Source organism: Streptomyces sp. NPDC039423, assembly GCF_055598725.1.
On sequence record NZ_JBVKAH010000001.1, the window covers coordinates 1032926 to 1055726 of the forward strand.

Below are 22801 nucleotides of genomic sequence, written 5' to 3' on the forward strand. Positions count from 1 at the left end.
GCGTCCCGCGCGGCCAGGGATGTGATGCGGAGTCGTGATCAGCCGGTGTAGGTGCCGGACTTCACGGGCTTCCAGGCGCCGCCCTCGTAGCGGTAGACGGTGAGCTGCTTGTTGGTCGCGTCACCGAACTCGTCGAAGGAGACCTTGCCGGTGACACCCTCGAAGGAGACGCCCTTCATGGCCTCGAGGACCTTGGTGCGGGCGTCGGAGGGCAGCTTGCCGCCGTTGTCGTCGACGACCTTCTTGACGGCCTCGATGATCGACCAGGCGGAGTCGTAGGAGTAGCCGCCGTAGGCCTCGAAGGCCTCCTTGTAGCCGGCCTTCTTGTAGTTGTCGACGAACTCCTTGGCCGAGGGGAGGGTCTCGACCGGCGCGCCGACGGAGGTGGCGAGGTCGCCCGCGCCCTCCTTGCCGGACAGCTTGATGAACTCGGCGCTGTAGATGCCGTCGCCGCCGACGAGCGGGATCTTGGCGCCGGAGGCCTTGATCTGCTTGCTCAGCGGGCCGGCGGCCGGGTACTCGCCGCCGTAGTAGACGACGTCGGCGCCGGAGTTCTTGATCTTGGTGACGACCGCGGAGAAGTCCTTGGTGTCGGGGTTGACGTGGTCCTCGCCGGCGACGGTGCCGCCCAGCTTGGTGAACTCGGCCTTGAAGGTGGCGGCCAGACCGGCGCCGTAGGTCTTCTTGTCGTCGACCAGGAAGACCTTCTTCTTCTTGGCGTCCTTGAAGAGGTACTGCGCCGCGAAGGGGCCCTGGATGGCGTCCGTGGTCGCGGTGCGGAAGTAGGAGGCGTAGGGCCGCTTCTTCGTGCCGCCGTTCCAGTCCTGGCCCTGGGTGAGGGCCGGGTTGGTGTTGGCGGGGGAGACCTGGACGAGCTTGGCGTCGTCGAAGACCTTCTGCATGGACTCGGCCACGGAGGAGTTCAGCGGGCCGACCACGCCGAGGACGTTCTTGTCGGCGACCAGCTTGGTGGCGTTCTGCTGGCCCGAGGAGGGCTGTGCCTGGTCGTCGAGCGCCTCGATCTTGAAGGTGACGCCGTCGACGTACTTCTTCTCGTTGGCCTGCTTGGCGGCGAGGTCCACCGAGTTCTTGATACCGAGGCCCAGGGCGGAGAGGTCGCCGGTCAGCGGCGCGTCCACGCCGATGACGACGGTGGTGCCGCCACCTCCGGCGGAGTCCCCACCCTTGTCGTCGCGCGAGCCACAGGCGGTGAGGGACAGTGCTCCGGTCGTGAGCACTGCGGTGAGTATGAGCAACGAACGCTGTCGCACGAAGGGGTCCTTTCCCTGGCGCGGTCTCCTCGGGTCGAGGAGCCGTGTCGAGCGCCGGGCCGTACATGGAGTGGTACAGCCGTGCAGTTGACGCGCCCGGCGGCGCGGTGACTGGCCGTGACTCTAGGCGCAGCCGGGGCGGCTCGGGGAGCGCCATCGGCAGGATGTGACTCTCTTGTTATGCCGTGGCCAAACGTTTGTATGCGTGGCGCCTACACGCGTCGGCGATGATCCGGCGTTCCTCTCACATGTCGAGAACGCCCAGTTCCGCTAAGGGGCTTGGGTCGATCTTGGTGCTTACGGGCGGCTCGGTCGCCGACGCTCCGCGAGGGGGGTGGGCACGCCCTCCGGGGCGCCCGGAGCCCCTCCCGAAGCATGATCATCCACCCTGCCGTATGTTACGCAGAGTGACGAACGGCCCGGGGGTCTCCGGGTCACTGCCAGGGGTGGCCGGTGGGTCCGCCGCTCCGGTAGCGCTCCTCGCACCGCCGCTCCGTCGCCTCGCGCACGACCCTCTCGGCGCCCGCCGCGCCGGTGCGTCCGAGCTCCTCGCGGGCCTCCGCGACGACCGCCTTGAGGATCTCGTTCTGACCGCCGGAGAGACCCTTCTGCATGAAGTCCCCCTTCGCGCGCCCGGCCAGCTCTTCACGTGCCCAGTGTCCGATGAGGGAGACACAGAGTCCGATAGGTGAAGTGGTGGACGGCGCGGGCGAGTTGGGGCGGGCGTCGGTTCGCGGCCCCGAGGCGCAGCCGGCGAGCAGGACGGCGCACAAGAGCAGCGTGAGCGGCCGTGCGTGGCGTCGGTCGCGGCGTGGTGCACCGGGCGTCATGGGGAAGACGGTACGGCTCGGCCGGGCCTCCGGCCAGGGGCGGGAAAGGTCAACTGTGCGTGAGCATCGGGGGGTTGGGCGGTTCCGGTGGGAGGGGTGGGTGGAGCGTGGAGTATGTGTGCGGTTCCGGTGGCCGCCGCGTGGGTCCCTGATGCCGGTGGCGGTCGGTTTGTCGCGATCGGCCGGATTGCTCGGGCCGGCCGCGGTGGCGTCTCCGGTGTGTGGGGTGGCGGTGCCGGACCGGTTCCGGTGGGGGTGATGGGGGCGGTCGCCGTGGGCGGGCCACCGGTCCGGTGGCCGGGCGCCGGGGCGGCGGCGGCCGCGCGGCGGGGCTTCCGGCGGGTGCCGGCCGACGGCGGGCGGGCCGGGGAACGGCGACGGACAGCGACGGAGGCGGCGGGCGCCGCAGTGGGCCGCCGCGGGTCCCGCGGCCTGCGGAAACCCTCTCCGGGAAGGTCGGCGAGGGGCCGGTCCGGGGGTCCTCGCGGGCCCTCCGCACGTGCGGTCGGGCAGCCTGCGAAGGGGCTGGGAGGTAAGGGGCTCCGGGGGCCTGCGGGTCTGTTCCCCGGGGTGGGATCGATGCCCGGTGCGGCCCGATCCGCCTGATGACGCCGATTTGAAGAGTGTCCAAGGGGTGGACACTTTCCGGCGTCCGCGCGGCGGATCGGCGACGTTCACGCCGGCCGATGACGCCCGCGCGGAGTCCGGACCCGCGGGTGGGCGCACCTGCCGGAGGGGACCGGGCGGGGTGGACGGGCGCGCGGGCGGCACGCCGAGGGCCGACCGGGGGTGCTCCGCCGGTCGGCCCTGGGTGCGAGTGGCGCGGGGGTCAGCCCGTGGTGCCGGGGGCGGCCGCCCCCGGGACGTTGTCCGCGTCCTTGGGGGAGACGTCGCGCAGCAGGCAGGTCAGGCGGGCGGTGCAGACCCGCTTGTCCTGCTCGTCGGTGATGACGATCTCGTACGTGGCGGTGGAGCGCCCGCGGTGGACGGGGGTGGCCACGCCGGTCACCAGCCCGCTGCGGACACCGCGGTGGTGCGTGCAGTTCAGGTCGACGCCCACGGCGATCTTGGAGACGCCGCCGTGCAGCATGGAGCCGATCGAGCCGAGGGTCTCGGCCAGCACGGCGGAGGCGCCGCCGTGCAGCAGCCCGTACGGCTGGGTGTTGCCCTCGACCGGCATGGTGCCGACGACCCGGTCGGCGGACGCCTCGCGGATCTGGACGCCCATGCGGTTGCCGAGGTGCCCCGCGGAGAAGAGGGCGGGCAGGTCGACACCGAGCGAGGCGTACTCGTCGATGACCTCCTGCGGGAACTTCACCTGTGTCTGCTCGCCCATGGGGCCCGGCTCCGATCGTCGTGCGGTCATGTCCCTGGTCCGTTGCCGCCTAAGCAAACGCTCAGGCGGAGGGTGATTGTTCCAGACGGACGACGACGGACTTGCTGGCGGGGGTGTTGCTGACGTCGGCGGTCGAGTCCAGCGGTACGAGGACGTTGGTCTCCGGGTAGTAGGCCGCCGCGCAGCCGCGGGCCGTGGGGTAGTGGACCACCCGGAATCCGGGCGCCCGGCGCTCCACCCCGTCCCGCCACTCGCTGACCAGGTCGGCGTACGCCCCGTCGGCCAGGCCCAGCGCGCGGGCGTCCTCGGGGTGGACCAGGACGACCCGGCGGCCGCCCTTGATGCCCCGGTAGCGGTCGTCCAGGCCGTAGATCGTGGTGTTGTACTGGTCGTGCGAGCGCAGCGTCTGGAGCAGCAGCCGGCCCTCGGGGACCCGGGGGTACTCCACGGGCGCGGCCGTGAAGTTCGCCTTGCCGGTCTTCGTGGGGAAGCGGCGCTCGTCGCGCGGGGCGTGCGGCAGGGCGAAGCCGCCGGGGTTCGCCGCGAGCCTGGCGTTGAAGTCCTCGAAGCCGGGCACCACGCGCGCGATACGGTCCCGGATCGTGGCGTAGTCCCGTTCGAACTCCTCCCACGGCGTGGCCGACGCCGCTCCCAGCACCGCCCGCGCCATGCGCGCCACGATCGCCGGCTCGGACAGCAGGTGCGGGCTCGCCGGGGGCAGGTTGCCCCGGGAGGCGTGCACCAGGCCCATCGAGTCCTCGACGGTGACGAACTGCCTGCCGCTCTTCTGTACGTCCTTGTCGGTGCGCCCCAGGGTGGGCAGGATCAGCGCGCGCGTGCCGGTGACCGCGTGCGACCGGTTCAGCTTGGTCGACACGTGCACCGTGAGCCGGGCGCGCCGCATGGCGGCCTCGGTGACCTCGGTGTCGGGCGTCGCGCCGACGAAGTTGCCGCCCATGGCGAAGAAGACCTTCGCCTCGCCGTCGCGCAGTGCCTGGATGGCGCGGACGACGTCGAAGCCGTGGTGCCGGGGGGAGGTGATGCCGAATTCCTTGTCGAGCGCGTCCAGGAAGCCGGCCGAAGGGCGCTCGAAGATGCCCATCGTACGGTCGCCCTGCACGTTGGAGTGGCCGCGCACCGGGCAGACCCCGGCACCGGGGCGGCCGATGTTGCCGCGCAGCAGCAGGAAGTTGACCACCTCGCGGATGGTGGGCACGGAGTGCTTGTGCTGGGTGAGGCCCATCGCCCAGCAGACGATGGTGCGCCGCGAGGCCAGCACCATGCGCAGGGCGGTCTCGATCTCGGCGCGCTCCAGTCCCGTGGCGGCGAGGGTCTCGTCCCAGTCGGCGGCCCGGGCCGCGGCGGCGAACTCCTCGTACCCATGGGTGTGCTCGCGGACGAACTCCTCGTCGACCGCGCCGTCCGTCTCCAGGACCAGCTTGTTGAGGAGCCGGAAGAGCGCCTGGTCGCCGCCGATGCGGATCTGGAGGAACAGGTCGGTGAGCGCGGCGCCCTTGATCATGCCCTGCGGGGTCTGCGGGTTCTTGAACCGCTCCAGACCGGCCTCGGGCAGCGGGTTCACCGAGATGATCCGGGCGCCGGAGGCCTTGGCCTTCTCCAGGGCGGACAGCATCCGGGGGTGGTTGGTGCCCGGGTTCTGCCCGGCCACGATGATCAGGTCCGCGCGGTGCAGGTCCTCCAGCGAGACGCTGCCCTTGCCGATGCCGATCGTCTCCGTGAGCGCCGAGCCGGACGACTCGTGGCACATGTTGGAGCAGTCGGGAAGGTTGTTGGTGCCGAACTCGCGGGCGAAGAGCTGGAGCAGGAACGCGGCCTCGTTGCTGGTGCGGCCCGAGGTGTAGAAGAGGGCCTCGTCGGGGGAGGCGAGCGCCGTCAGCTCCTCGGCGATGATCTCGAAGGCCCGCTCCCAGCTCACCGGCTCGTACCGGTCGGCGCCCTCGGCGGCGTACACGGGGTGGGTGATGCGGCCCTGCTGGCCGAGCCAGTACCCGCTGCGGGTGGCGAGGTCCGCGAGGGGGTGGGCGGCGAAGAAGTCCGGTGTGACGCGGCGCAGCGTCGCCTCCTCGGCGACGGCCTTCGCCCCGTTCTCGCAGAATTCCGCGACGTGCCGCTTGTCGCCCTCGGGCCAGGCGCAGCCGGGGCAGTCGAAGCCGTCCTTCTGGTTGACCTTGAGGAGCGTCCGCGCGGTGCGGGCCACGCCCATCTGCGCCTGGGACATGCGGAGCGTGTGCCCGATCGCCGGGAGGCCCGCGGCGGCGTGCTGCGGCGGCGTGACCCGCGGCGCGTCCTGGACCGGGTCCCCTGCGGGCGGCTTGCTGGCCATCGCGCTCTCCCTCGAGCGGTCGTGTCCGACGGACGTCTTCGGTGTACGTCTCCGATCCTGTCACGTGGCACCGACAGCGGCGGACTCAAGGCTCGCTCGGTCGGGATTGTCAGTGCGCCGTGGCAGGATCGTCCCCGTGGTAGAGACAGCATCGAAGAAGACCGACGACAACCGTCCGCGCCTGCTCCTCATGGACGGGCACTCCCTGGCGTACCGGGCGTTCTTCGCGCTGCCCGCGGAGAACTTCACCACCGCGAGCGGCCAGACGACCAACGCCATCTACGGCTTCGCGTCGATGCTGGCGAACACGCTGCGTGACGAGTCGCCCACGCACTTCGCCGTGGCGTTCGACGTGTCCCGCAAGACCTGGCGCTCGGCGGACTTCCCCGAGTACAAGGCGAACCGCTCCAAGACCCCCGACGAGTTCAAGGGGCAGGTGGAGCTGATCGGCGAGCTGCTGGACACGATGAACGCGGACCGGTTCGCGGTCGACGGCTTCGAGGCGGACGACGTCATCGCCACCCTGGCCACCCAGGCCGAGGCGGCGGGCTTCGAGGTGCTGATCGTCACCGGCGACCGTGACTCCTTCCAGCTCGTGTCCGACCACATCACGGTGCTGTACCCCACCAAGGGCGTCTCCGAGCTGACCCGCTTCACCCCGGAGAAGGTGCAGGAGAAGTACGGGCTGACCCCGTCGCAGTACCCGGACTTCGCCGCCCTGCGCGGCGACCCGTCGGACAACCTGCCGGGCATCCCCGGTGTGGGCGAGAAGACGGCCACGAAGTGGATCAATCAGTTCGGTTCGTTCGCCGAGCTCGTGGAGCGCGCCGACGAGGTCAAGGGCAAGGTCGGACAGGCGCTGCGCGACCACCTGGAGTCGGTCAAGCTGAACCGGCACCTGACGGAGCTGGTCCGTGACGTGGAGCTGCCCAAGGGGGTCGCGGACCTGGAGCGCCGGCCGTACGACAGGACGGCGCTGAAGGGCTTCCTGGAGGTCCTGGAGATCCGCAACCCGAGCCTCCGGGACCGGCTCCTGGCGGTCGACCCGGGCGCGGCGGAGGAAGAGGCCCCCGCCCCGGCCGCCGGTGTCGAGCTGGACGGCTCGGTGCTGGGCGCCGGCGAGGTGGCGGCCTGGCTGGAGGAGCACGGCCGGCAGCCCCTCGGTGTGGCCACCGTCGCCACCTGGGCGCTGGGCGTGGGCAATGTCGCCGAGGTGGCGCTGGCCGCCGCCGACGGCAAGGCGGCCTGGTTCGACACCACCCAGCTCGACGAGTCCGACGAGAAGGCGTTCGCCGGCTGGCTCGCCGACCCGGCCCGGCCGAAGGTCGTGCACAGCGCCAAGGAGGCGCTGAGGGTCCTCCCCGAGCACGGCTGGCACCTCGAGGGCATCACCATGGACACCGCCCTCGCCGCCTACCTGGTCAAGCCGGGCCGCCGGTCCTTCGCGCTGGACGCCCTGTCCGTCGAGTACCTGCACCGCGAGCTCGCCCCGGCGGCCGCGGACGGCCAGCTCGCCTTCGGCGCCGACGAACAGGCCGAGGCCGACGCCCTGATGGCCCAGGCCCGCGCGGTCCTGGACCTGGGGGAGGCGTTCGGCGAGAAGCTGGCGGAGGTCGGTGCGACCGGCCTGCTCCACGACGTGGAGCTGCCCACCTCCCTGCTGCTCGCCCGCATGGAGCGGCACGGCATCTCCGCCGACCGCGCCCATCTGGAGGCCATGGAGCAGCAGTTCGCGGGCGCCGTCCAGCAGGCGGTCAAGGAGGCGCACGCCTCCGTCGGGCACGAGTTCAACCTCGGCTCGCCCAAGCAGCTCCAGGAAGTCCTCTTCGGCGAGCTGAACCTGCCCAAGACGAAGAAGACGAAGACCGGTTACACCACGGACGCCGACGCGCTGGCGTGGCTGGCCGCCCAGACCGAGCACGAACTGCCGGTCATCATGCTGCGCCACCGTGAGCAGGCCCGGCTGCGCTCCACGGTCGAAGGCCTGATCAAGACGATCGCGGCGGACGGCCGCATCCACACCACCTTCAGCCAGACGGTCGCCGCGACGGGCCGCCTGTCGTCCACGGACCCCAACCTCCAGAACGTCCCGGTCCGCACCGACGAGGGCCGCGCCATCCGGCACGGCTTCGTCGTCGGCGAGGGCTTCGAGTCCCTGATGACGGCCGACTACAGCCAGATCGAGCTGCGGGTCATGGCCCACCTGTCGGAGGACGAGGGCCTGATCGAGGCGTTCACCTCCGGCGAGGACCTGCACACCACCGTCGCTTCGCAGGTCTTCGGGGTGGAGCGGTCCGCCGTCGACGCCGAGATGCGCCGCAAGATCAAGGCCATGTCGTACGGCCTGGCCTACGGCCTGTCCGCCTTCGGCCTGTCCCAGCAGCTCAACATCGAGGCGGGCGAGGCGCGCGCCCTGATGGACACGTACTTCGAGCGGTTCGGCGGTGTGCGGGACTACCTGCGCCGGGTCGTCGACGAGGCGCGCGCCACCGGGTACACGGAGACGATGCTCGGCCGCCGCCGGTACCTGCCGGACCTCAACAGCGACAACCGCCAGCGTCGTGAGTCGGCCGAGCGGATGGCGCTCAACGCCCCGATCCAGGGCACGGCCGCCGACATCGTGAAGGTCGCGATGCTCAACGTCGACCGGGCGCTGCGGGAGGCGGGCCTCACCACCCGGATGCTGCTCCAGGTGCACGACGAAATCGTGCTGGAGGTGGCCCCCGGCGAGCGTGAGCGGGTCGAGGAGCTCGTCCGCCGCGAGATGTCCTCGGCGGTCGAACTGCGGGCGCCGCTGGACGTGTCGGTGGGCGTGGGCCCGGACTGGGACTCCGCCGCGCACTGAGCGGGCGCGCGCCCGCCGGTGGCCCCGGTCGCACCCGGGGCCACCGGCGGCGCGCCATGCCGCTGCCGAGGGGCCGGTGCCCAGGGGCACGCGACCGAACGACGCGGCGGACGGGCGCCCGGCCCGCGGGGGCTCACCCCTCGCGACGCAGCCGCATCCCCGCGCCGTACAGCAGCAGGCCTCCCGCCAGCCCCGCGCCCGCGCCGAAGCAGGCCGTGGGGATGATGTCGAGCGGGGTGTCGATCCGGCCCCAGTACGCGTACCACCGGGCGCACCGGTGCACGATCCCCGCCGTCACGCACGCCCCCAGCAGCACCCCCGCCAGCAGCCGCCCCCGCCGGTCCAGCACCGGCACCGACGCCGGAGCCCGCACCGCCGCCTCCGGCGGGACCCGCCGCAGCGCCCCGGCCACGAACCACACCAGCACCACCAGGGCGACGGCCGAACCGCCGTACTGCGCGTACAGGTACAGCGGGAAACCGGCCACCACCTCGCCGAGCGCCGGCAGCACCCTCGTCCCCCAGCGGTCGGCGTGCGTGAACAGGTCCCACACCACGTGCGTCGCCGCCCCGATGACGGCCGACGCGTAGAAGCTGGCCGCCAGCCCCAGCGGCGGCCGCCCGCGCCAGGACTCGCCCCGCACCAGCGCGTGCACCCTGCCCTGCCACCGCGCCGGCACCAGCGCCAGCAGCGGCTCACGCACCATCAGCCACACCGCCACCAGCGCGGCGGCGATCAGGGCGTCGACGGTCAGGATCCCCACCAGGCTGTGCGTGACGTCCCCGAAGAGCATCGCGCCCGGGACGGCGGTGTCGGCGAAATAGGTCATGTCGGGCGCGAACGACCCCATGACGAGCGCCGACGCGACGAGCGGCCCCCGTGCGGTGCCGGACCTCCGTATCCCCGGCAGTACCGCCGCGGCATGGCTGAGCGTGAAAGGCATGACCGTCCCGTCCCCCGTTGTACGTAGCTCGGATCAACGGCGCCCAGTATGCGTGACGTTCGCCCACCGGATTCCGGGCGACCCGGAGGTGACGAAAGCGTGAAAACCGGTCAGGAGGCGGTGTCCGGCGGGGCCGAGTTGACGTAGGGTCGCCTGAGTCACCGCGCTGGGGAGCGCGAAGGGCCACCGGGGAGGGACCACACGTATGGCAGGGCACATCGGCCGTCGACTGCGCAAGGGAGCCACCAGCACCGCGGTGGCGGCGGCCGCGGTGGCGGCGCTCTCCGCATCACAGGCACCCGGGGTCACGACCGCCGCGGCCGGCGGCGACGGCCAGCCGCTGACCGACGCCACGCTCCCGTCCTCCGACGGCTCGGCGACCGGCAACTCCCCGTACTACACGGACCTGCCGCCGCTGCACACCCCGGCGAAGCCCGGCGCGCCCACCACACCGGTCGTCACGGGCCCCGCCGAGGCGGGCATACCCGCGACCGTGCTCGCCGCCTACAAGCAGGCCGAGCAGCACCTCAAGACCACCGACTCCGGCTGCAACCTCCCCTGGCAGCTCCTCGCCGGCATCGGCAAGGTGGAGTCCGGCCAGGCACGCGGCGGCCGGGTCGACGCCAACGGCACGACCTTCTCGCCCATCCTCGGACCGGTCCTCAACGGCGTCGGATTCGCCGACATCTCCGACACCGACCGCGGTGCCTACGACGGGGACGCGAAGCACGACCGCGCGGTCGGCCCCATGCAGTTCATCCCCTCCACCTGGGCCACCTGGGGCCAGGACGCCAACGGTGACGGCCGCAAGGACCCGAACAACATCTACGACGCCGCCCGGGCGGCCGGCATGTACCTGTGCGCGAACGACCGCGACCTGTCGCTCAGGGCCGACCTGGACAAGGCGATCCTCAGCTACAACCGCTCGACGGAGTACCTGCGCACGGTGCTGTCCTGGTTCGAGTACTACAAGAACAACAGCCACCAGGTGCCGGACGGCACGGGCGTCCTGCCGATCGACCGCAGCGACGACGGCTCCGGCGCGATCACCACGCCGCGGCCGACCCCCTCGCCGCTCGTTCCGGTCACGCCCACCCCCACCCCCGCGCCCACCCCGGGCCCGACCACCGGCGGCGGCACGGCCACCCCCAAGCCGACGCCGACCCCGACGCCCACGCCGACCCCGCCGGCGAAGCCGACGCCCACCCCCACCCCGACGCCCACGCCGACCCCCACCCCGACGCCCGCCGACACCGTCGCGCGCCTCAAGGCCGCGGCCACCGCGCCGCTGACCGCCACGGCGGGCACCCGGTTCGCGGAGCGCCCCGCCGTCACGGCGCTGGACGTGTCGGGCAAGCCGGTGGCCCGGGTCGGCGTGCGCTTCGCCCTGGTCGGCGACACCGACTCCCGCTTCCCGGACGGGGCCACCGCGGTCACCGTCCTCACCGGCGCCGACGGCACCGCCACCGCGCCCGCGCTCCAGGCGGGGGAGCGGACCGGCGAGTTCACCGTCCGGGCCACCGTGGTGGGCCGCACGCTCGCCCCCGCCGACCGCACCGCGACCGTCACCGCCCGCCAGGCCGACGCCCTGACCCGGACGGACGGCAAGACGCTGACGGCCGCGCCCGGGACGGAGTTCGCGGACCAGGTCCAGGTGAAGGCGACGTACAAGGGCGCGGCCGCCTCCGGGGTCGCGCTGACCGCCACCATGGTCACGAGCGCGGACGACGCCACCACCGCGGACAAGGGCCCCTTCTTCAAGGACGCGCAAGGGAACCCGGTCCGCAGCCTGGACGGCCTGACCACCGCCGCGGACGGCACGCTCACGCTGCCGAAGATCCACGCGGACGCCGGGACCGGCACCTTCCTGCTCCGCCTCACCACCACCGGCGGAGCGACCCTGACCGTCGAACTCACGGTGGCCTGACCGTCGAACTCACGGTGGCCTGACCGGCTCCCGCGTCACGACACCGGGGCACACCACCCGGCGCGCCACCCCGCACGACCCCGCACCGCCCCGCCCCGTACGGCGGGGCGGTGCCGTGTGTGCTCACCGCCCCGCCGGTGAACTGACGGAGGATCAGGCGAGGGGGCCGATCCATGCGCGCCACGCGACGCCGGCCGGGACGTCGTCGTCCGGAACGCCCTCTCCCACGTCGTCGGCACCGACGGCACCATGGCGTCCCGGATCCCCGGGCGCCGTTCGCCGGGCGCCGCCGCTCCGCCGCGCCGCCGCTCCGCCGTCAGCGGCGCGCGTTCGTCCGGCGGGTCGGCTCGGCCACCGACGGATCCTCCGGCCACGGGTGCCTCGGGTACCGGCCGCGCAGCTCCGCGCGGACCGCGCGGTATCCGTCGCGCCAGAAGGACGCCAGGTCCGCCGTGACGGCGGCGGGCCGCCCGGCCGGGGACAACAGGTGCACCAGCACCGGAACACCCGCCACGGACGGCGTTTCCGCGAGGCCGAACATCTCCTGGAGCTTGACCGCCAGCACCGGCTGCTCACCTCCGTACTCGACCCGGATCCGTGAGCCGCTCGGCACCTCGATCCGCTCCGGCGCCAGCTCCTCCAGCCGGGCCGCCTCCCCGGTGGCCCAGGGCAGCAGCCGCCGCAGGGCCTGCCCCGCGTCGATCCGGCCCAGGTCGGCCCGGCGCCGGGCCCGCGACAGCTCGGGCTCCAGCCACTCCTCCGTACGCTCCAGCAGCGCGGCGTCCGTCACGTCGGGCCACGGCGCGCCCAGCACCCGGTGCAGGAACGCCAGCCGCTGCCGCAGCTCGCCCGACTCGCGGGACCAGCGCAGCAGCCCCAGCCCCTCGCTCCGCAGCCCCTGGAGCAGCGCGTCCCGGACGAGCCCCGCGTCCGGGTCCTTCAGCGGCCGTACGGCGAGGTCGACGGCGCCCAGCCGCTCCACCGACCGGGCGACCACGTCCCCCTCCTCCCAGTGGACCTCCTCGCCCGACGTGAGCAGGTGCCGGGCCGCCTCCCGGGCGGTGTCCTCGTCCACCACGGCGGCCAGCCGGACGCGCGCGGAGGCGGCGTGCGCCGGGCGGTCCGCGACCGCGACCGCGAGCCACTCCGACCCGCGCAACCGGGACCCCGGGGCGAGCTCCGCCCCCGTGCCGGACGCCATCAGGTACGCCCCCTCGCCCTTGGCCCGCGCGACCCGCTCGGGAAAGGCCAGCGCCGCCACCAGACCGGCCGCCGCGTCGTCACTCCAGCCGCGCCCACCGACCGGCCCCGCGCCACCGACCGGCCCCGCGCCCCCGACCGGCCCCGCGCCCCCGACCGGCCCCGCGCCCCCGACCGGCCCCGCGCCCCCGACCGGCCCCGCGCCTCCGCGCGGCTCCGCGCCACCGGGCGCCTCGCGGGCGTCCACCTGGCGGGCCAGCCGCCGCGCCTCCTGGCGCCAGCGGGAGCCGTACGCGTCTCCACCGCCACGCGCCGCCCGCCACGCGCCCGCCAGGTCGTCGCCGTACTCCCGCGGCGGCTCCTCGCTCAGCAGGGCCACGACCTCCGCCGCGCGCCGCGCGCCGATCACCGGCGCGCCGTCCAACAGCGCGCGGGCCAGCCGCGGGTGCAGTCCCAGCCGGGCCATCGTCACGCCCCGGTCCGTCACCCGGCCCGCCCCGTCGACCGCGCCGATCGCCGCCAGCACCGACCGGGCGGCCGCCATCGCGCCCGGCGGCGGCGCGTCCAGCAGGGCCAGGCCCGACGCGTCGGGCTCGCCCCAGGCGGCCGCCCGGAGCGCGAACCCGGCCAGGTCGGCCACCTGGATCTCGGGCGCCGGGAACCGCGGCAGGCGCCCGTCCTCCGCCTCCGCCCAGCACCGGAGGACCACGCCCGGCCCCTCGCGCCCGGCACGGCCCGCGCGCTGGCGGCCGGCCGCCCTGGACGCCCGTACCGTCGTCAGCGACCCCAGGCCCCGCGCGTGGTCCACCCGCGGCTCACGCGCCAGCCCGGAGTCCACCACCACCCGCACCCCGGGAACCGTCAGGGACGACTCGGCGACCGACGTGGCCAGCACCACCCGCCGCCCCCGCCCCGGGAAGAGCACCGCGTCCTGCACGGCGGCCGGCGCCCGCCCGTGCACCTGGAGCACCTCCGCCCCCACGGACGACAACAGGCCCGCCACGCGCGCGATCTCCCCGACACCGGGCAGGAAGCACAGGACGTCGCCCTCGTGTTCCGCCAGCGCCCGCCGCACCACCGACGCCACGTGCGCCAGCAGCGCCGGGTCCACGAACGTCCCGTGCGGCGGCCGCACCGGCCCGGCCGGCGGGGACCACACCACCTCCACGGGATGGGACGTCCCCGCCGCCTCCACCACCGGAGCCCCGCCCAGCAGCCGGGCCCAGCCCTCCGCGTCGGTCGTCGCGGACGCGGCCACCAGCCGCAGCTCGGGCCGCAGGGCCGCCCGTACGTCCAGCAGGAAGGCGGCGGCCGTGTCCGCGTCCAGGTGCCGCTCGTGGCACTCGTCCAGGATCACCACGTCCACCCCGGCCTGCTCCGGGTCGCGCTGGAGCCGCTGGAGCAGCACCCCCGTCGTCACCACCTCGACGACGGTCTCCCGGGACACCACCCGCTCGCCGCGCACCGTGAAGCCCACCCGGCCGCCCACCTGCTCGCCCAGCAGCCACGCCATCCGCCGGGCCGCCGCCCGCGCCGCGATCCGCCGGGGCTCGGCGACCACGACACGCGCGCCGCCCGCCGCGAGTTCCAGCGGCACCAGGGTGGTCTTGCCCGTCCCGGGCGGGGCGCACAGCACCGCCGACCCGTGCGCGTCCAGCGCCCGCTCCAGGGCGGGCAGGGCGGTACGTACGGGAAGGTCCCGGGCCTCGTCCCGCAGGCGCATCAGACCCGCTCGCAGACGAAGATCGCCGTCCCCGGGATCAGGTTCCCGCGCAGCGGGGACCAACCGCCCCACTCCTGGCCGTTCCACGCGGGCCACTCCGGCTCGACGAGGTCCACGAGGCGGAACCCGCCCGCGACCACGTCCCGCACCCGGTCCCCGAGGGTGCGGTGGTGCTCGACGTACACGGCCCGCCCCTCCTCGTCCTGCTCCACATAAGGGGTGCGGTCGAAGTAGGACGCGGAGACGGACAGGCCCTCCGGACCCGGCTCGTCGGGGAAGGCCCACCGGATGGGGTGGGTCACCGAGAACACCCACCGGCCGCCCGGCCGCAGCACCCTCCGCACCTCCCGGAACACCCGCACCGGATCGGCCACGAAGGGCACCGCCCCGTACGCCGAGCACGCCAGGTCGAAGGAGCCGTCCGCGAACGGCAGCGCGGTGGCGTCGGCCTCCACCAGGGGCACGTCCCGCCCGATCCGCAGTGCGTGCTGGAGCTGCCGGTGGGACAGGTCCAGGGCCACCGGACGGGCTCCCCGGGCGGCCAGCCAGCGCGAACACTGGGCGGCACCCGCGCCGATCTCCAGGACGTCCCGCCCGGACACGTCCCCCAGGAGGCCCGCCTCGGCCTCGTCCAGCCCCTCCGGTCCCCACACGAACCGGTCGTCCCCCAGGAACGCCCCGTGCTCGCTCTGGTACTCGTCCGCGTTCCGGTCCCACCAGCCGCGGCTCGCCCGGCTGCTCTCCGCCTCATCGGCGTGGCGCCGCGTGGCTTCAGGCTCGTACTCTTGGATCATCCCGCCCGCCGTTGTAGGTTGCGCACGGCTCCCGGCGAAGCGGCAGCCGCGGCCACGATGGCCTTGGGAAACTTTAAATGTGCCGGGTATGCGACGTTCTGCCCCGGGTGTGCGCCTTCGCGCATTGACCCTGTCCGGACGTCCCCGTATGCTAAAGGTTGCGCTGCGGGCCTGCGCGCCTCAGACGGAGCAGGTCGCGCTCGCATCTGTTGTATGTCCCCTCGGTTGTCGAGGCGCCTCCCCTGGCGGGGATGGGCGCTTCCTTGGCTGTCCGGCTTCTTCAGCTGCGATACGGGCTCTCGGCGTAGCAGTACCTACGACTTTCTGTCCGTACCGGAGCCCTTTCCCACATGACGAGCAGCACCGAGACCACCGCCACCACCCCGCAGGTTGCGGTCAACGACATCGGTAACGAGGAAGCCTTCCTCGCCGCGATCGACGAGACGATCAAGTACTTCAACGACGGCGACATCGTCGACGGCGTCATCGTGAAGGTCGACCGGGACGAGGTCCTGCTCGACATCGGTTACAAGACCGAAGGTGTCATCCCGAGCCGCGAGCTCTCGATCAAGCACGACGTTGACCCGAACGAGGTCGTCAAGGTCGGCGACGAGATCGAGGCCCTTGTTCTCCAGAAGGAGGACAAGGAAGGCCGCCTGATCCTCTCGAAGAAGCGCGCCCAGTACGAGCGTGCCTGGGGCACCATCGAGAAGATCAAGGAAGAGGACGGCATCGTCACCGGCACCGTCATCGAGGTCGTCAAGGGTGGTCTCATCCTCGACATCGGCCTCCGTGGCTTCCTGCCGGCCTCCCTCGTCGAGATGCGTCGTGTCCGCGACCTCCAGCCCTACGTGGGCAAGGAGCTCGAGGCGAAGATCATCGAGCTGGACAAGAACCGCAACAACGTGGTCCTGTCCCGCCGCGCCTGGCTCGAGCAGACCCAGTCCGAGGTGCGCCAGACGTTCCTCACGACCCTGCAGAAGGGTCAGGTCCGCTCCGGCGTCGTCTCCTCGATCGTCAACTTCGGTGCGTTCGTCGACCTGGGCGGCGTCGACGGTCTGGTCCACGTCTCCGAGCTGTCCTGGAAGCACATCGACCACCCGTCCGAGGTTGTCGAGGTCGGCCAGGAAGTCACCGTCGAGGTCCTCGACGTGGACATGGACCGCGAGCGTGTCTCCCTGTCGCTGAAGGCGACGCAGGAGGACCCGTGGCAGCAGTTCGCCCGTACGCACCAGATCGGCCAGGTCGTCCCGGGTAAGGTCACCAAGCTGGTTCCGTTCGGTGCGTTCGTCCGCGTGGACGAGGGCATCGAGGGTCTGGTCCACATCTCCGAGCTGGCCGAGCGCCACGTGGAGATCCCGGAGCAGGTCGTCCAGGTCAACGACGAGATCTTCGTCAAGGTCATCGACATCGACCTCGAGCGCCGCCGCATCAGCCTCTCGCTGAAGCAGGCCAACGAGTCCTTCGGTTCCGACCCGGCCTCGGTCGAGTTCGACCCGACCCTGTACGGCATGGCCGCGTCGTACGACGACCAGGGCAACTACATCTACCCCGAGGGCTTCGACCCCGAGACCAACGACTGGCTCGAGGGCTACGAGACCCAGCGCGAGGCGTGGGAGACCCAGTACGCCGAGGCGCAGCAGCGCTTCGAGCAGCACCAGGCCCAGGTCATCAAGTCCCGCGAGGCCGACGAGGCCGCCGCTGCCGAGGGTGGCGCCGCCGCCGCCGCGGCCGGTGCCCCGGCGGGCGTCTCGGGTGGTTCGTACTCCTCGGAGTCGGACGACAACTCCGGCGCCCTGGCGTCGGACGAGGCCCTGGCTGCCCTCCGCGAGAAGCTGGCCGGCGGCCAGAGCTGACCTCCCGGCTCCTCGCCGAACGGTGAGCGGTAAGTAGCACGACCGAGGCCCGTCCCCATCGGGGGGCGGGCCTCGGTCGTGCGCGCGAAAGGCCCGCCTGCCTCGAAGCGTTCGGGCCATCCCGGTCCGGCGGGGCAGACCGGACAGCGACCCCCGGGAATGCCCGTACGGCCGGTGACGTTCTTCCTACGAACACGAGGAGGAGCGGTAATCGTGCTTGATCCCCAGGATTTGTACGCATGGGAGCCGAAGGGCCTGGCCGTCGTCGACATGGCGCTGGCGCAGGAGTCGGCCGGCCTGGTCATGCTCTACCACTTCGACGGCTACATCGACGCGGGTGAGACCGGCGACCAGATCGTCGAGAACCTGCTGGAGACGCTGCCCCACCAGGTCGTGGCCCGCTTCGACCACGACCGGCTCGTGGACTACCGGGCGCGCCGTCCGCTGCTCACCTTCAAGCGCGACCGCTGGGCCGGGTACGAGACCCCCGCCATCGAGGTCCGGTTCGTCCAGGACGCCACCGGGGCGCCCTTCCTGCTGCTGTCCGGGCCGGAGCCCGACGTGGAGTGGGAGCGGTTCGCCGTGGCCGTACGGCAGATCGTCGAGCGGCTCGGGGTGCGGCTTTCGGTCAACTTCCACGGCATCCCCATGGGCGTGCCCCACACCCGTCCCGTCGGTCTGACCCCGCACGGCAACCGCACCGACCTGATGCCCGGGCACCACAGCCCGTTCGACGAGGCGCAGGTGCCCGGCAGTGCCGAGGCGCTGGTCGAATACCGGCTCATGGAGGCCGGGCACGACGTCCTCGGGGTCGCCGCCCACGTTCCGCACTACGTGGCCCGGTCCGCCTACCCGGACGCGGCACTGACCGCCGTGGAGGCCATCACGGCCGCGACCGGTCTCGTCCTGCCCGGCATCGCGCACGCGCTGCGCACGCAGGCCCACCGCACCCAGACCGAGATCGAGCGCCAGATCGGCGAGGGCGACGAGGAACTGGTCGCGCTCGTGCAGGGGCTGGAGCACCAGTACGACGCGATGGCCGGCGCCGAGACGCGCGGCAACCTGGTCGCCGAACCGGTGGAGCTGCCCTCGGCCGACGAGCTCGGCCGCGAGTTCGAGCGGTTCCTCGCCGAGCGGGAGGGCGACCTCTGACACCCGGGGGCGACCTCCGGCACCGTGGGGCGACCTCCGGCACCCGTCCGGCATGATCGGCGAGACACCCCCTAGGCTTCCGCTCATGCTGAAGGTTGGGTTGACCGGCGGAATCGGCGCCGGAAAGAGCGAGGTTTCGCGGCTGCTCTCCTCGTACGGAGCGGTGGTCGTCGACGCCGACAGGATCGCCCGCGAGGTCGTCGAGCCCGGAACCCCCGGGCTCGCGGCCGTCGTGGAGGCGTTCGGACCGGACATCCTCACCGACGGGGGCACCCTCGACCGCCCCCGGCTCGGCTCCATCGTCTTCTCCGACGCCGAGCGGCTGGCCACGCTGAACCGCATCGTCCACCCCCTCGTGGGGGCCCGCTCCGCCGAGCTGGAGGCCGCCGCCGGCCCGGACGCGGTGGTCGTGCACGACGTCCCGCTGCTCACGGAGAACGGCCTGGCGCCGCTGTACGACCTCGTCGTGGTCGTCGACGCCTCTCCGGCGACCCAGCTCGACCGGCTGGTCCGGCAGCGCGGCATGACCGAGGCCGAGGCCCGCGCCCGGATGGCCGCCCAGGCCACCCGCGAGCAGCGGCGCGCCGTCGCGGACCTGGTGATCGACAACGACGGGCCGCTGGAGGCCCTGGAGCCCCAGGTACGCGAGGTGTGGGAGCACCTGACGGAGCGGGCCGCCGCCCAGGGGCCGGCCGGCCGGGACGGGTGATCACCCGCCGCGGCGGCCGCGGGGCCTGACGGGGCCCGCCGACGGGGACCCGCGACCGGGGCCCGCCGACGGGGCCGCTGAAGCAGGACCCGCGGGCCCGGAGGAATACCGCCGGCGCCGCGCACGTTGAACCGCCGGAGCGAGGGAAGGATGACAGCGTGCCCGAGACCAACCCGGAGACCCACGTCATCGACTACCGCGCGGCGGAGCGGCTGCTCGCCGCCCGGGACCCACGCGGTGCGGTCAAGCTGCTGGACTCCGTGATCGCCGCCCATCCGGAGAACACCGCCGCCCGGCTGCTGCGGGCCCGCGCCTTCTTCGCGGCCGCCCAGCTCCGACCCGCCGAGCTGGAGTTCGAGCTGGTGCTGGAGCGCGAGCCGGACAACGCCTTCGCGCACTTCGCGCTGGCCCGCACCTTCCAGCGCTCCGGCCGGCCCGAGCAGGCCAAGCGCCACTTCCGCCTCGCCGCCGCCCTGGACCCCAAGCCGGAGTACCTGGAGGCGGCACGCTTCCCGGTCGACTTCCCCGCGGACGTCCCCACCGAGGAGTGACCACGCCGCCGCGCGCCCGCCCCGGCAGGCCGGCGTCGGGTGCCCACCCCGTATGCCCGCCCCGGCGGGCCGCGCGACCGACGGGCTAGCGGCCGTCCGGGCGCCGGTCGCCGGGGTCGTACGGGGGCACGTCGCGGCCCGGCTGGTAGTGCGGGCCCTGGCGGATGTGGCGCAGGACGACCACCAGGTCGACCACCACGACCACGGCCAGCACCCCGCAGGCGGCCGCCCACCCGGGCCGGCCGGCCAGCGCGAAGGCCGCCGTTCCCGCACCCGCCCAGATCAGGCCCCACACACCCAGCCAGAAGCGGATCCGGAGGGGGCTGCGCGCGGTCCTCGGTTCACTGCCTGTACGCATGGCGATCACCCTCCGACCGCCGGGTACCCGCCCGGTGACCGTTCGATCCGAGCCATCCCGCCGCCGGACGGGAACGGGCCCGTGCCGCCGGCCGTTCCGGGCACATGAGCGGACGGATGCGCGAGGGACACCAGGGCACCGGCCCGGGGGCGATCACCCCGGACGGCTGTGCCGTCGATCTGTACGAGAGGCTCGCCCCGGGCGCCGAGCCGGACGTCGTCGCCGCCGCGGTGCCGGCGGGGGCGACCCTGCTGGAGCTCGGCAGCGGGGCGGGCCGCATCACCCGGCCGCTGGTCGAACGCGGCCTCCGGGTCACCGCGGTGGACGAGTCGGCCGAGATGCTGGAGCGGGTCCGCAACCGGGTCCCCGGCATCAGGACCGTACAGAGCCCGATCGAGATCCTGGACCTGGAGGAGCGGTTCGACGCCGTCCTCCTGGGCTCCTTCCTGGTGCACACCGGTGACCGGCGGGTGCGCGACGGGCTGCTCGCGGCCTGCCGGCGGCACGTGGCGGACGACGGGTGCGTCCTGGTCCAGCGCGAGGGCCCGGACTGGCACACCCGCGTACCGCGCGAGCGGGTCGACCCGGCCGGCTGCACCGTGCGGATCGCCTCGGCCGAACCGGTCGGGGACGGGGTCGACCGGGTGGTGGCCGAGTACGTCTTCCCCGACGCCCGCTGGACCCAGACGTTCCTGTCCCGGCCGTTGTCCGTGGCGGAGTTCGAGGACAGCCTGCGCGCGGCCGGCCTCGCGGTGGAGACCTACCTGACCGACGACGGCACCTGGGCGCGGGCACGGCCCGTCCTCGGAGGCCCGGCGGCCTGACGACCGGCGCCCCGTCGATCCGGCACGGCCCGACGATCGGCGGCCCGACGGCCGATGACTTTCCGGCGTTCCCCCGGTCCATCCTCTGACACGATTTCACCACCCCCAGAGGGAGACCCACATGAGCGCCACCACCGCCCGGACCACCACCGCGGCCTCCGCGCCGACCCGACGGGCCGACATCGGCGTGCTCGTGCTCCAGATCGTCCTCGCCCTGTTCTTCGCGGTCCCCAGCGCCGCGCCGAAGCTGGTCGGACACGCCTCGGCCGCGGAGTCCTTCGACACCATCGGGTTCGGCGACTGGTTCATGTACCTGGTCGGCGCCCTGGAACTGGCCGGGGCCGTCGGGCTGGTGGTCCCCCTCCTGTCCGGGGTGGCGGCACTCGCGCTCATCGGCCTCATGGCGGGCGCGCTCGTCACCCAACTCGTGTTCCTGGACGGGCGGTACTGGTTCACCCCGGTGGTCTTCGCCGCATTGCTGGCCGTCGTCGCCCGGACCCGTCGCCACCATAACGCCGAACTCCTGGCCCTGGCCCGCCGCCGGACGTGAACCCCGGGGGACCTTTACGCGGGGCCCGGCGGCACGGTACGAGAGAGGCACCACGACGAAGGGACCCCGATGCGACCGGTGTGCATGACCAGGCAGGGCTCCGTACGCGGCACCATCTCCTCCGACGGGATCGCCTCCTTCCTGGGCATTCCGTACGCGGCCCCGCCCTTCGGCCCGCTGCGCTTCGGGCCACCGGCTCCCCCGCGCGCGTGGACCGGGACACGGGACGCCACCGCCCACGGCCCCACCCCGCCCAAGGCGCCCTACGCCCCGCCGTTCGACACGCTCATACCGGAGACGACGATCCCGGGCGAGGACTGCCTCAACCTGAACGTATGGACCCCGTCCCCCGGACCCGGTGCCCGGCTGCCGGTCATGGTGTGGCTGCACGGCGGGGCCTTCACCAACGGATCGGCGGCGTCCTCGGCGTACGACGGCAGCGCCTTCGCGCGGGACGGCGTCGTCTTCGTCTCCCTCAACTACCGCCTGGGAGCCGAGGGGTTCCTGCACCTGGACGGCGTCCCGGACAACCGGGGGCTCCTCGACCAGACGGCCGCCCTGGAATGGGTCCGCGACAACGTCGCCTCCTTCGGCGGCGACCCGGACCGGGTGACCCTCTTCGGCGAGTCCGCCGGGGCGATGAGCATCGGCGTCCTCCTGGGCGACGCCCGGGCCCGCGGCCTGTTCCACCGGGCGATACTCCAGAGCGGGGCGGCACACCACTTCCTCCGCCCCGCGTCGGCCCGCCGGATCACCGCCCGGCTGGCCGCGAAACTGGACGTCGCGCCGACGCCCGGCGCCTTCGCCGCCGTACCGCTCGACCGGCTCCTGCCGGCCCAGGCCGAGCTGCGGGCCGAGATCGGCGCACGCCCCGACCCCGCCGTGTGGGGCGAGGCGGCGCTCAACGCCATGCCCTTCGAGCCGGTGACCGACGGCCCGGTCCTGCCCGGGCCCGACTGCGGCGTCGACCTGCTGGTCGGCAGCAACCGCGAGGAGTACCGGCTCTTTCTCGTCCCCACCGAGCGCCTGCACCTGCTGTCGGAGGACAGACTCCGCGCCGCCGCCGAGGCGTACGGCCTGGACCCGGACAAGGCCCTGCCCGTCTACCGGGACGCGAGGCCCGGTGCCTCGCCGGGGGAGCTCTTCGACGCGATGGTGACGGACTGGTTCTTCCGGATCCCCGCCGTCCGGCTGGCCGAGTCGGTGCCGGGCTCGTACGTCTACGAGTTCGCCCGGCGGTCCTCCGCCTTCGGCGGGCGGCTGGGGGCCTGCCATGCGGGGGAGCTGGCGTACGTCTTCGACCGGCTCGGCGACCCGGTGTACGCGCCGCTGACCGGCGAGGACCCGTCGCAGCCGGTGGCGGACGCGATGCACGGGGCCTGGGTGGCGTTCGCGACGACCGGTGACCCGGGCTGGCCGGCGTACGACCCGCGGAAGCGGACGACGAGGGTCTTCGACGACGCCGCACCCGGCACGGTGGACGACCCGCGCGGTGCCGAGCGGGCGCTGTGGGAGAGCGTGCGCTGACCGGGCTCGGCCCGATTGTCAGACCCCCGCCGTAAGGTCGTAGATCCACGACACGACCAGC

17 protein-coding genes are annotated in these 22801 nt (G+C 73.4%); 9 read left to right on the top strand and 8 right to left on the bottom strand.

Features of this window, described 5'->3' with window-relative positions:
* Nucleotides 1-38 precede the first annotated feature (38 nt).
* The 4 genes from ACZ7LK_RS04620 to ACZ7LK_RS04635 form a co-directional block, all read right to left on the bottom strand.
* On the bottom strand, nucleotides 39-1271 hold the full coding sequence (locus ACZ7LK_RS04620) for a branched-chain amino acid ABC transporter substrate-binding protein (protein WP_392276251.1): 1233 nt from the start codon (nucleotides 1269-1271) through the stop codon (nucleotides 39-41).
* A 434-nt stretch (nucleotides 1272-1705) separates the two neighbouring features.
* Nucleotides 1706-1885, bottom strand: coding sequence for a hypothetical protein (locus tag ACZ7LK_RS04625; RefSeq protein ID WP_392276252.1), 180 nt, complete (start codon nucleotides 1883-1885; stop codon nucleotides 1706-1708).
* 1045 nt (nucleotides 1886-2930) lie between these two features.
* Nucleotides 2931-3437, bottom strand: coding sequence for a PaaI family thioesterase (locus ACZ7LK_RS04630; RefSeq protein ID WP_392276423.1), 507 nt, complete (start codon nucleotides 3435-3437; stop codon nucleotides 2931-2933).
* Nucleotides 3438-3498: 61 nt separating this feature from the next.
* On the bottom strand, nucleotides 3499-5781 hold the full coding sequence (locus ACZ7LK_RS04635; RefSeq protein WP_469464753.1) for an FdhF/YdeP family oxidoreductase: 2283 nt from the start codon (nucleotides 5779-5781) through the stop codon (nucleotides 3499-3501).
* A gap of 190 nt (nucleotides 5782-5971) precedes the next feature.
* On the opposite strand from ACZ7LK_RS04635, the gene polA reads away from it, so the two are divergent.
* Nucleotides 5972-8626, top strand: a complete 2655-nt coding sequence (gene polA / locus ACZ7LK_RS04640; protein WP_392276424.1) for a DNA polymerase I — start codon at nucleotides 5972-5974, stop codon at nucleotides 8624-8626.
* A gap of 133 nt (nucleotides 8627-8759) precedes the next feature.
* On the opposite strand, the gene ACZ7LK_RS04645 is transcribed toward polA, so the two are convergent.
* Nucleotides 8760-9569 carry a DUF4184 family protein gene (locus tag ACZ7LK_RS04645; RefSeq protein WP_471138350.1) on the bottom strand — a complete coding sequence of 270 codons (810 nt, stop codon included), beginning with the start codon at nucleotides 9567-9569 and terminating at the stop codon, nucleotides 8760-8762.
* A 205-nt stretch (nucleotides 9570-9774) separates the two neighbouring features.
* Between ACZ7LK_RS04645 and ACZ7LK_RS04650 the strand changes: the two genes are divergently transcribed.
* Nucleotides 9775-11496, top strand: a complete 1722-nt coding sequence (locus ACZ7LK_RS04650) for a lytic transglycosylase domain-containing protein (protein WP_469464751.1) — start codon at nucleotides 9775-9777, stop codon at nucleotides 11494-11496.
* A gap of 316 nt (nucleotides 11497-11812) precedes the next feature.
* Here the strand turns inward: ACZ7LK_RS04650 and ACZ7LK_RS04655 are convergent, their stop codons facing one another.
* Both ACZ7LK_RS04655 and ACZ7LK_RS04660 read right to left on the bottom strand, forming a co-directional pair.
* Nucleotides 11813-14419 (bottom strand): ATP-dependent RNA helicase, encoded by a 2607-nt coding sequence (locus ACZ7LK_RS04655; protein WP_471138352.1) that lies wholly within the window; start codon nucleotides 14417-14419, stop codon nucleotides 11813-11815.
* On the bottom strand, nucleotides 14419-15213 hold the full coding sequence (locus tag ACZ7LK_RS04660; RefSeq protein WP_392276257.1) for a class I SAM-dependent methyltransferase: 795 nt from the start codon (nucleotides 15211-15213) through the stop codon (nucleotides 14419-14421). Before ACZ7LK_RS04660 ends, ACZ7LK_RS04655 begins: the two co-directional genes overlap by 1 nt.
* A 350-nt stretch (nucleotides 15214-15563) precedes the next feature.
* On the opposite strand from ACZ7LK_RS04660, the gene rpsA reads away from it, so the two are divergent.
* The 4 genes from rpsA to ACZ7LK_RS04680 all read left to right on the top strand — a co-directional run bounded on the left by rpsA (nucleotide 15564) and on the right by ACZ7LK_RS04680 (nucleotide 19481).
* Nucleotides 15564-17069, top strand: a complete 1506-nt coding sequence (gene rpsA / locus ACZ7LK_RS04665) for a 30S ribosomal protein S1 (RefSeq protein ID WP_064073049.1) — start codon at nucleotides 15564-15566, stop codon at nucleotides 17067-17069.
* A gap of 159 nt (nucleotides 17070-17228) precedes the next feature.
* Entirely contained in the window at nucleotides 17229-18221 is a 993-nt protein-coding gene (locus ACZ7LK_RS04670; protein ID WP_469464749.1) for a PAC2 family protein, read from the top strand.
* Nucleotides 18222-18306: 85 nt separating this feature from the next.
* Nucleotides 18307-18930 carry a dephospho-CoA kinase gene (gene coaE, locus ACZ7LK_RS04675; protein ID WP_392276259.1) on the top strand — a complete coding sequence of 208 codons (624 nt, stop codon included), beginning with the start codon at nucleotides 18307-18309 and terminating at the stop codon, nucleotides 18928-18930.
* A gap of 158 nt (nucleotides 18931-19088) precedes the next feature.
* Nucleotides 19089-19481, top strand: a complete 393-nt coding sequence (locus tag ACZ7LK_RS04680) for a tetratricopeptide repeat protein (protein ID WP_392276260.1) — start codon at nucleotides 19089-19091, stop codon at nucleotides 19479-19481.
* A gap of 85 nt (nucleotides 19482-19566) precedes the next feature.
* On the opposite strand, the gene ACZ7LK_RS04685 is transcribed toward ACZ7LK_RS04680, so the two are convergent.
* Nucleotides 19567-19839, bottom strand: coding sequence for a DUF6343 family protein (locus ACZ7LK_RS04685; protein ID WP_392276261.1), 273 nt, complete (start codon nucleotides 19837-19839; stop codon nucleotides 19567-19569).
* Between the two features lie 116 nt (nucleotides 19840-19955).
* Between ACZ7LK_RS04685 and ACZ7LK_RS04690 the strand changes: the two genes are divergently transcribed.
* The 3 genes from ACZ7LK_RS04690 to ACZ7LK_RS04700 all read left to right on the top strand — a co-directional run bounded on the left by ACZ7LK_RS04690 (nucleotide 19956) and on the right by ACZ7LK_RS04700 (nucleotide 22740).
* Complete coding sequence (locus ACZ7LK_RS04690) at nucleotides 19956-20663, top strand: class I SAM-dependent methyltransferase (RefSeq protein ID WP_469464748.1); 708 nt, start codon at nucleotides 19956-19958, stop codon at nucleotides 20661-20663.
* Nucleotides 20664-20784: 121 nt separating this feature from the next.
* Nucleotides 20785-21213 (top strand): DoxX family protein, encoded by a 429-nt coding sequence (locus ACZ7LK_RS04695; protein WP_471138356.1) that lies wholly within the window; start codon nucleotides 20785-20787, stop codon nucleotides 21211-21213.
* 84 nt (nucleotides 21214-21297) lie between these two features.
* On the top strand, nucleotides 21298-22740 hold the full coding sequence (locus ACZ7LK_RS04700) for a carboxylesterase/lipase family protein (RefSeq protein WP_471138358.1): 1443 nt from the start codon (nucleotides 21298-21300) through the stop codon (nucleotides 22738-22740).
* Nucleotides 22741-22801: the final 61 nt, after the last annotated feature.

What these genes read in the sequence shown, in the direction of transcription:
- ACZ7LK_RS04650 (WP_469464751.1), top strand. Translation starts at nt 9,775, where the DNA reads ATGGCAGGGCACATCGGCCGTCGACTGCGCAAGGGAGCCACCAGCACC.
- ACZ7LK_RS04685 (WP_392276261.1), bottom strand. Translation starts at nt 19,839, where the DNA reads ATGCGTACAGGCAGTGAACCGAGGACCGCGCGCAGCCCCCTCCGGATC.
- rpsA (WP_064073049.1), top strand. Translation starts at nt 15,564, where the DNA reads ATGACGAGCAGCACCGAGACCACCGCCACCACCCCGCAGGTTGCGGTC.
- coaE (WP_392276259.1), top strand. Translation starts at nt 18,307, where the DNA reads ATGCTGAAGGTTGGGTTGACCGGCGGAATCGGCGCCGGAAAGAGCGAG.
- ACZ7LK_RS04660 (WP_392276257.1), bottom strand. Translation starts at nt 15,213, where the DNA reads ATGATCCAAGAGTACGAGCCTGAAGCCACGCGGCGCCACGCCGATGAG.
- ACZ7LK_RS04690 (WP_469464748.1), top strand. Translation starts at nt 19,956, where the DNA reads ATGCGCGAGGGACACCAGGGCACCGGCCCGGGGGCGATCACCCCGGAC.
- ACZ7LK_RS04700 (WP_471138358.1), top strand. Translation starts at nt 21,298, where the DNA reads ATGACCAGGCAGGGCTCCGTACGCGGCACCATCTCCTCCGACGGGATC.
- ACZ7LK_RS04625 (WP_392276252.1), bottom strand. Translation starts at nt 1,885, where the DNA reads ATGCAGAAGGGTCTCTCCGGCGGTCAGAACGAGATCCTCAAGGCGGTC.
- ACZ7LK_RS04645 (WP_471138350.1), bottom strand. Translation starts at nt 9,569, where the DNA reads ATGCCTTTCACGCTCAGCCATGCCGCGGCGGTACTGCCGGGGATACGG.
- ACZ7LK_RS04630 (WP_392276423.1), bottom strand. Translation starts at nt 3,437, where the DNA reads ATGGGCGAGCAGACACAGGTGAAGTTCCCGCAGGAGGTCATCGACGAG.
- ACZ7LK_RS04670 (WP_469464749.1), top strand. Translation starts at nt 17,229, where the DNA reads ATGCCCGTACGGCCGGTGACGTTCTTCCTACGAACACGAGGAGGAGCG.
- ACZ7LK_RS04635 (WP_469464753.1), bottom strand. Translation starts at nt 5,781, where the DNA reads ATGGCCAGCAAGCCGCCCGCAGGGGACCCGGTCCAGGACGCGCCGCGG.
- polA (WP_392276424.1), top strand. Translation starts at nt 5,972, where the DNA reads ATGGACGGGCACTCCCTGGCGTACCGGGCGTTCTTCGCGCTGCCCGCG.
- ACZ7LK_RS04655 (WP_471138352.1), bottom strand. Translation starts at nt 14,419, where the DNA reads ATGCGCCTGCGGGACGAGGCCCGGGACCTTCCCGTACGTACCGCCCTG.
- ACZ7LK_RS04695 (WP_471138356.1), top strand. Translation starts at nt 20,785, where the DNA reads ATGAGCGCCACCACCGCCCGGACCACCACCGCGGCCTCCGCGCCGACC.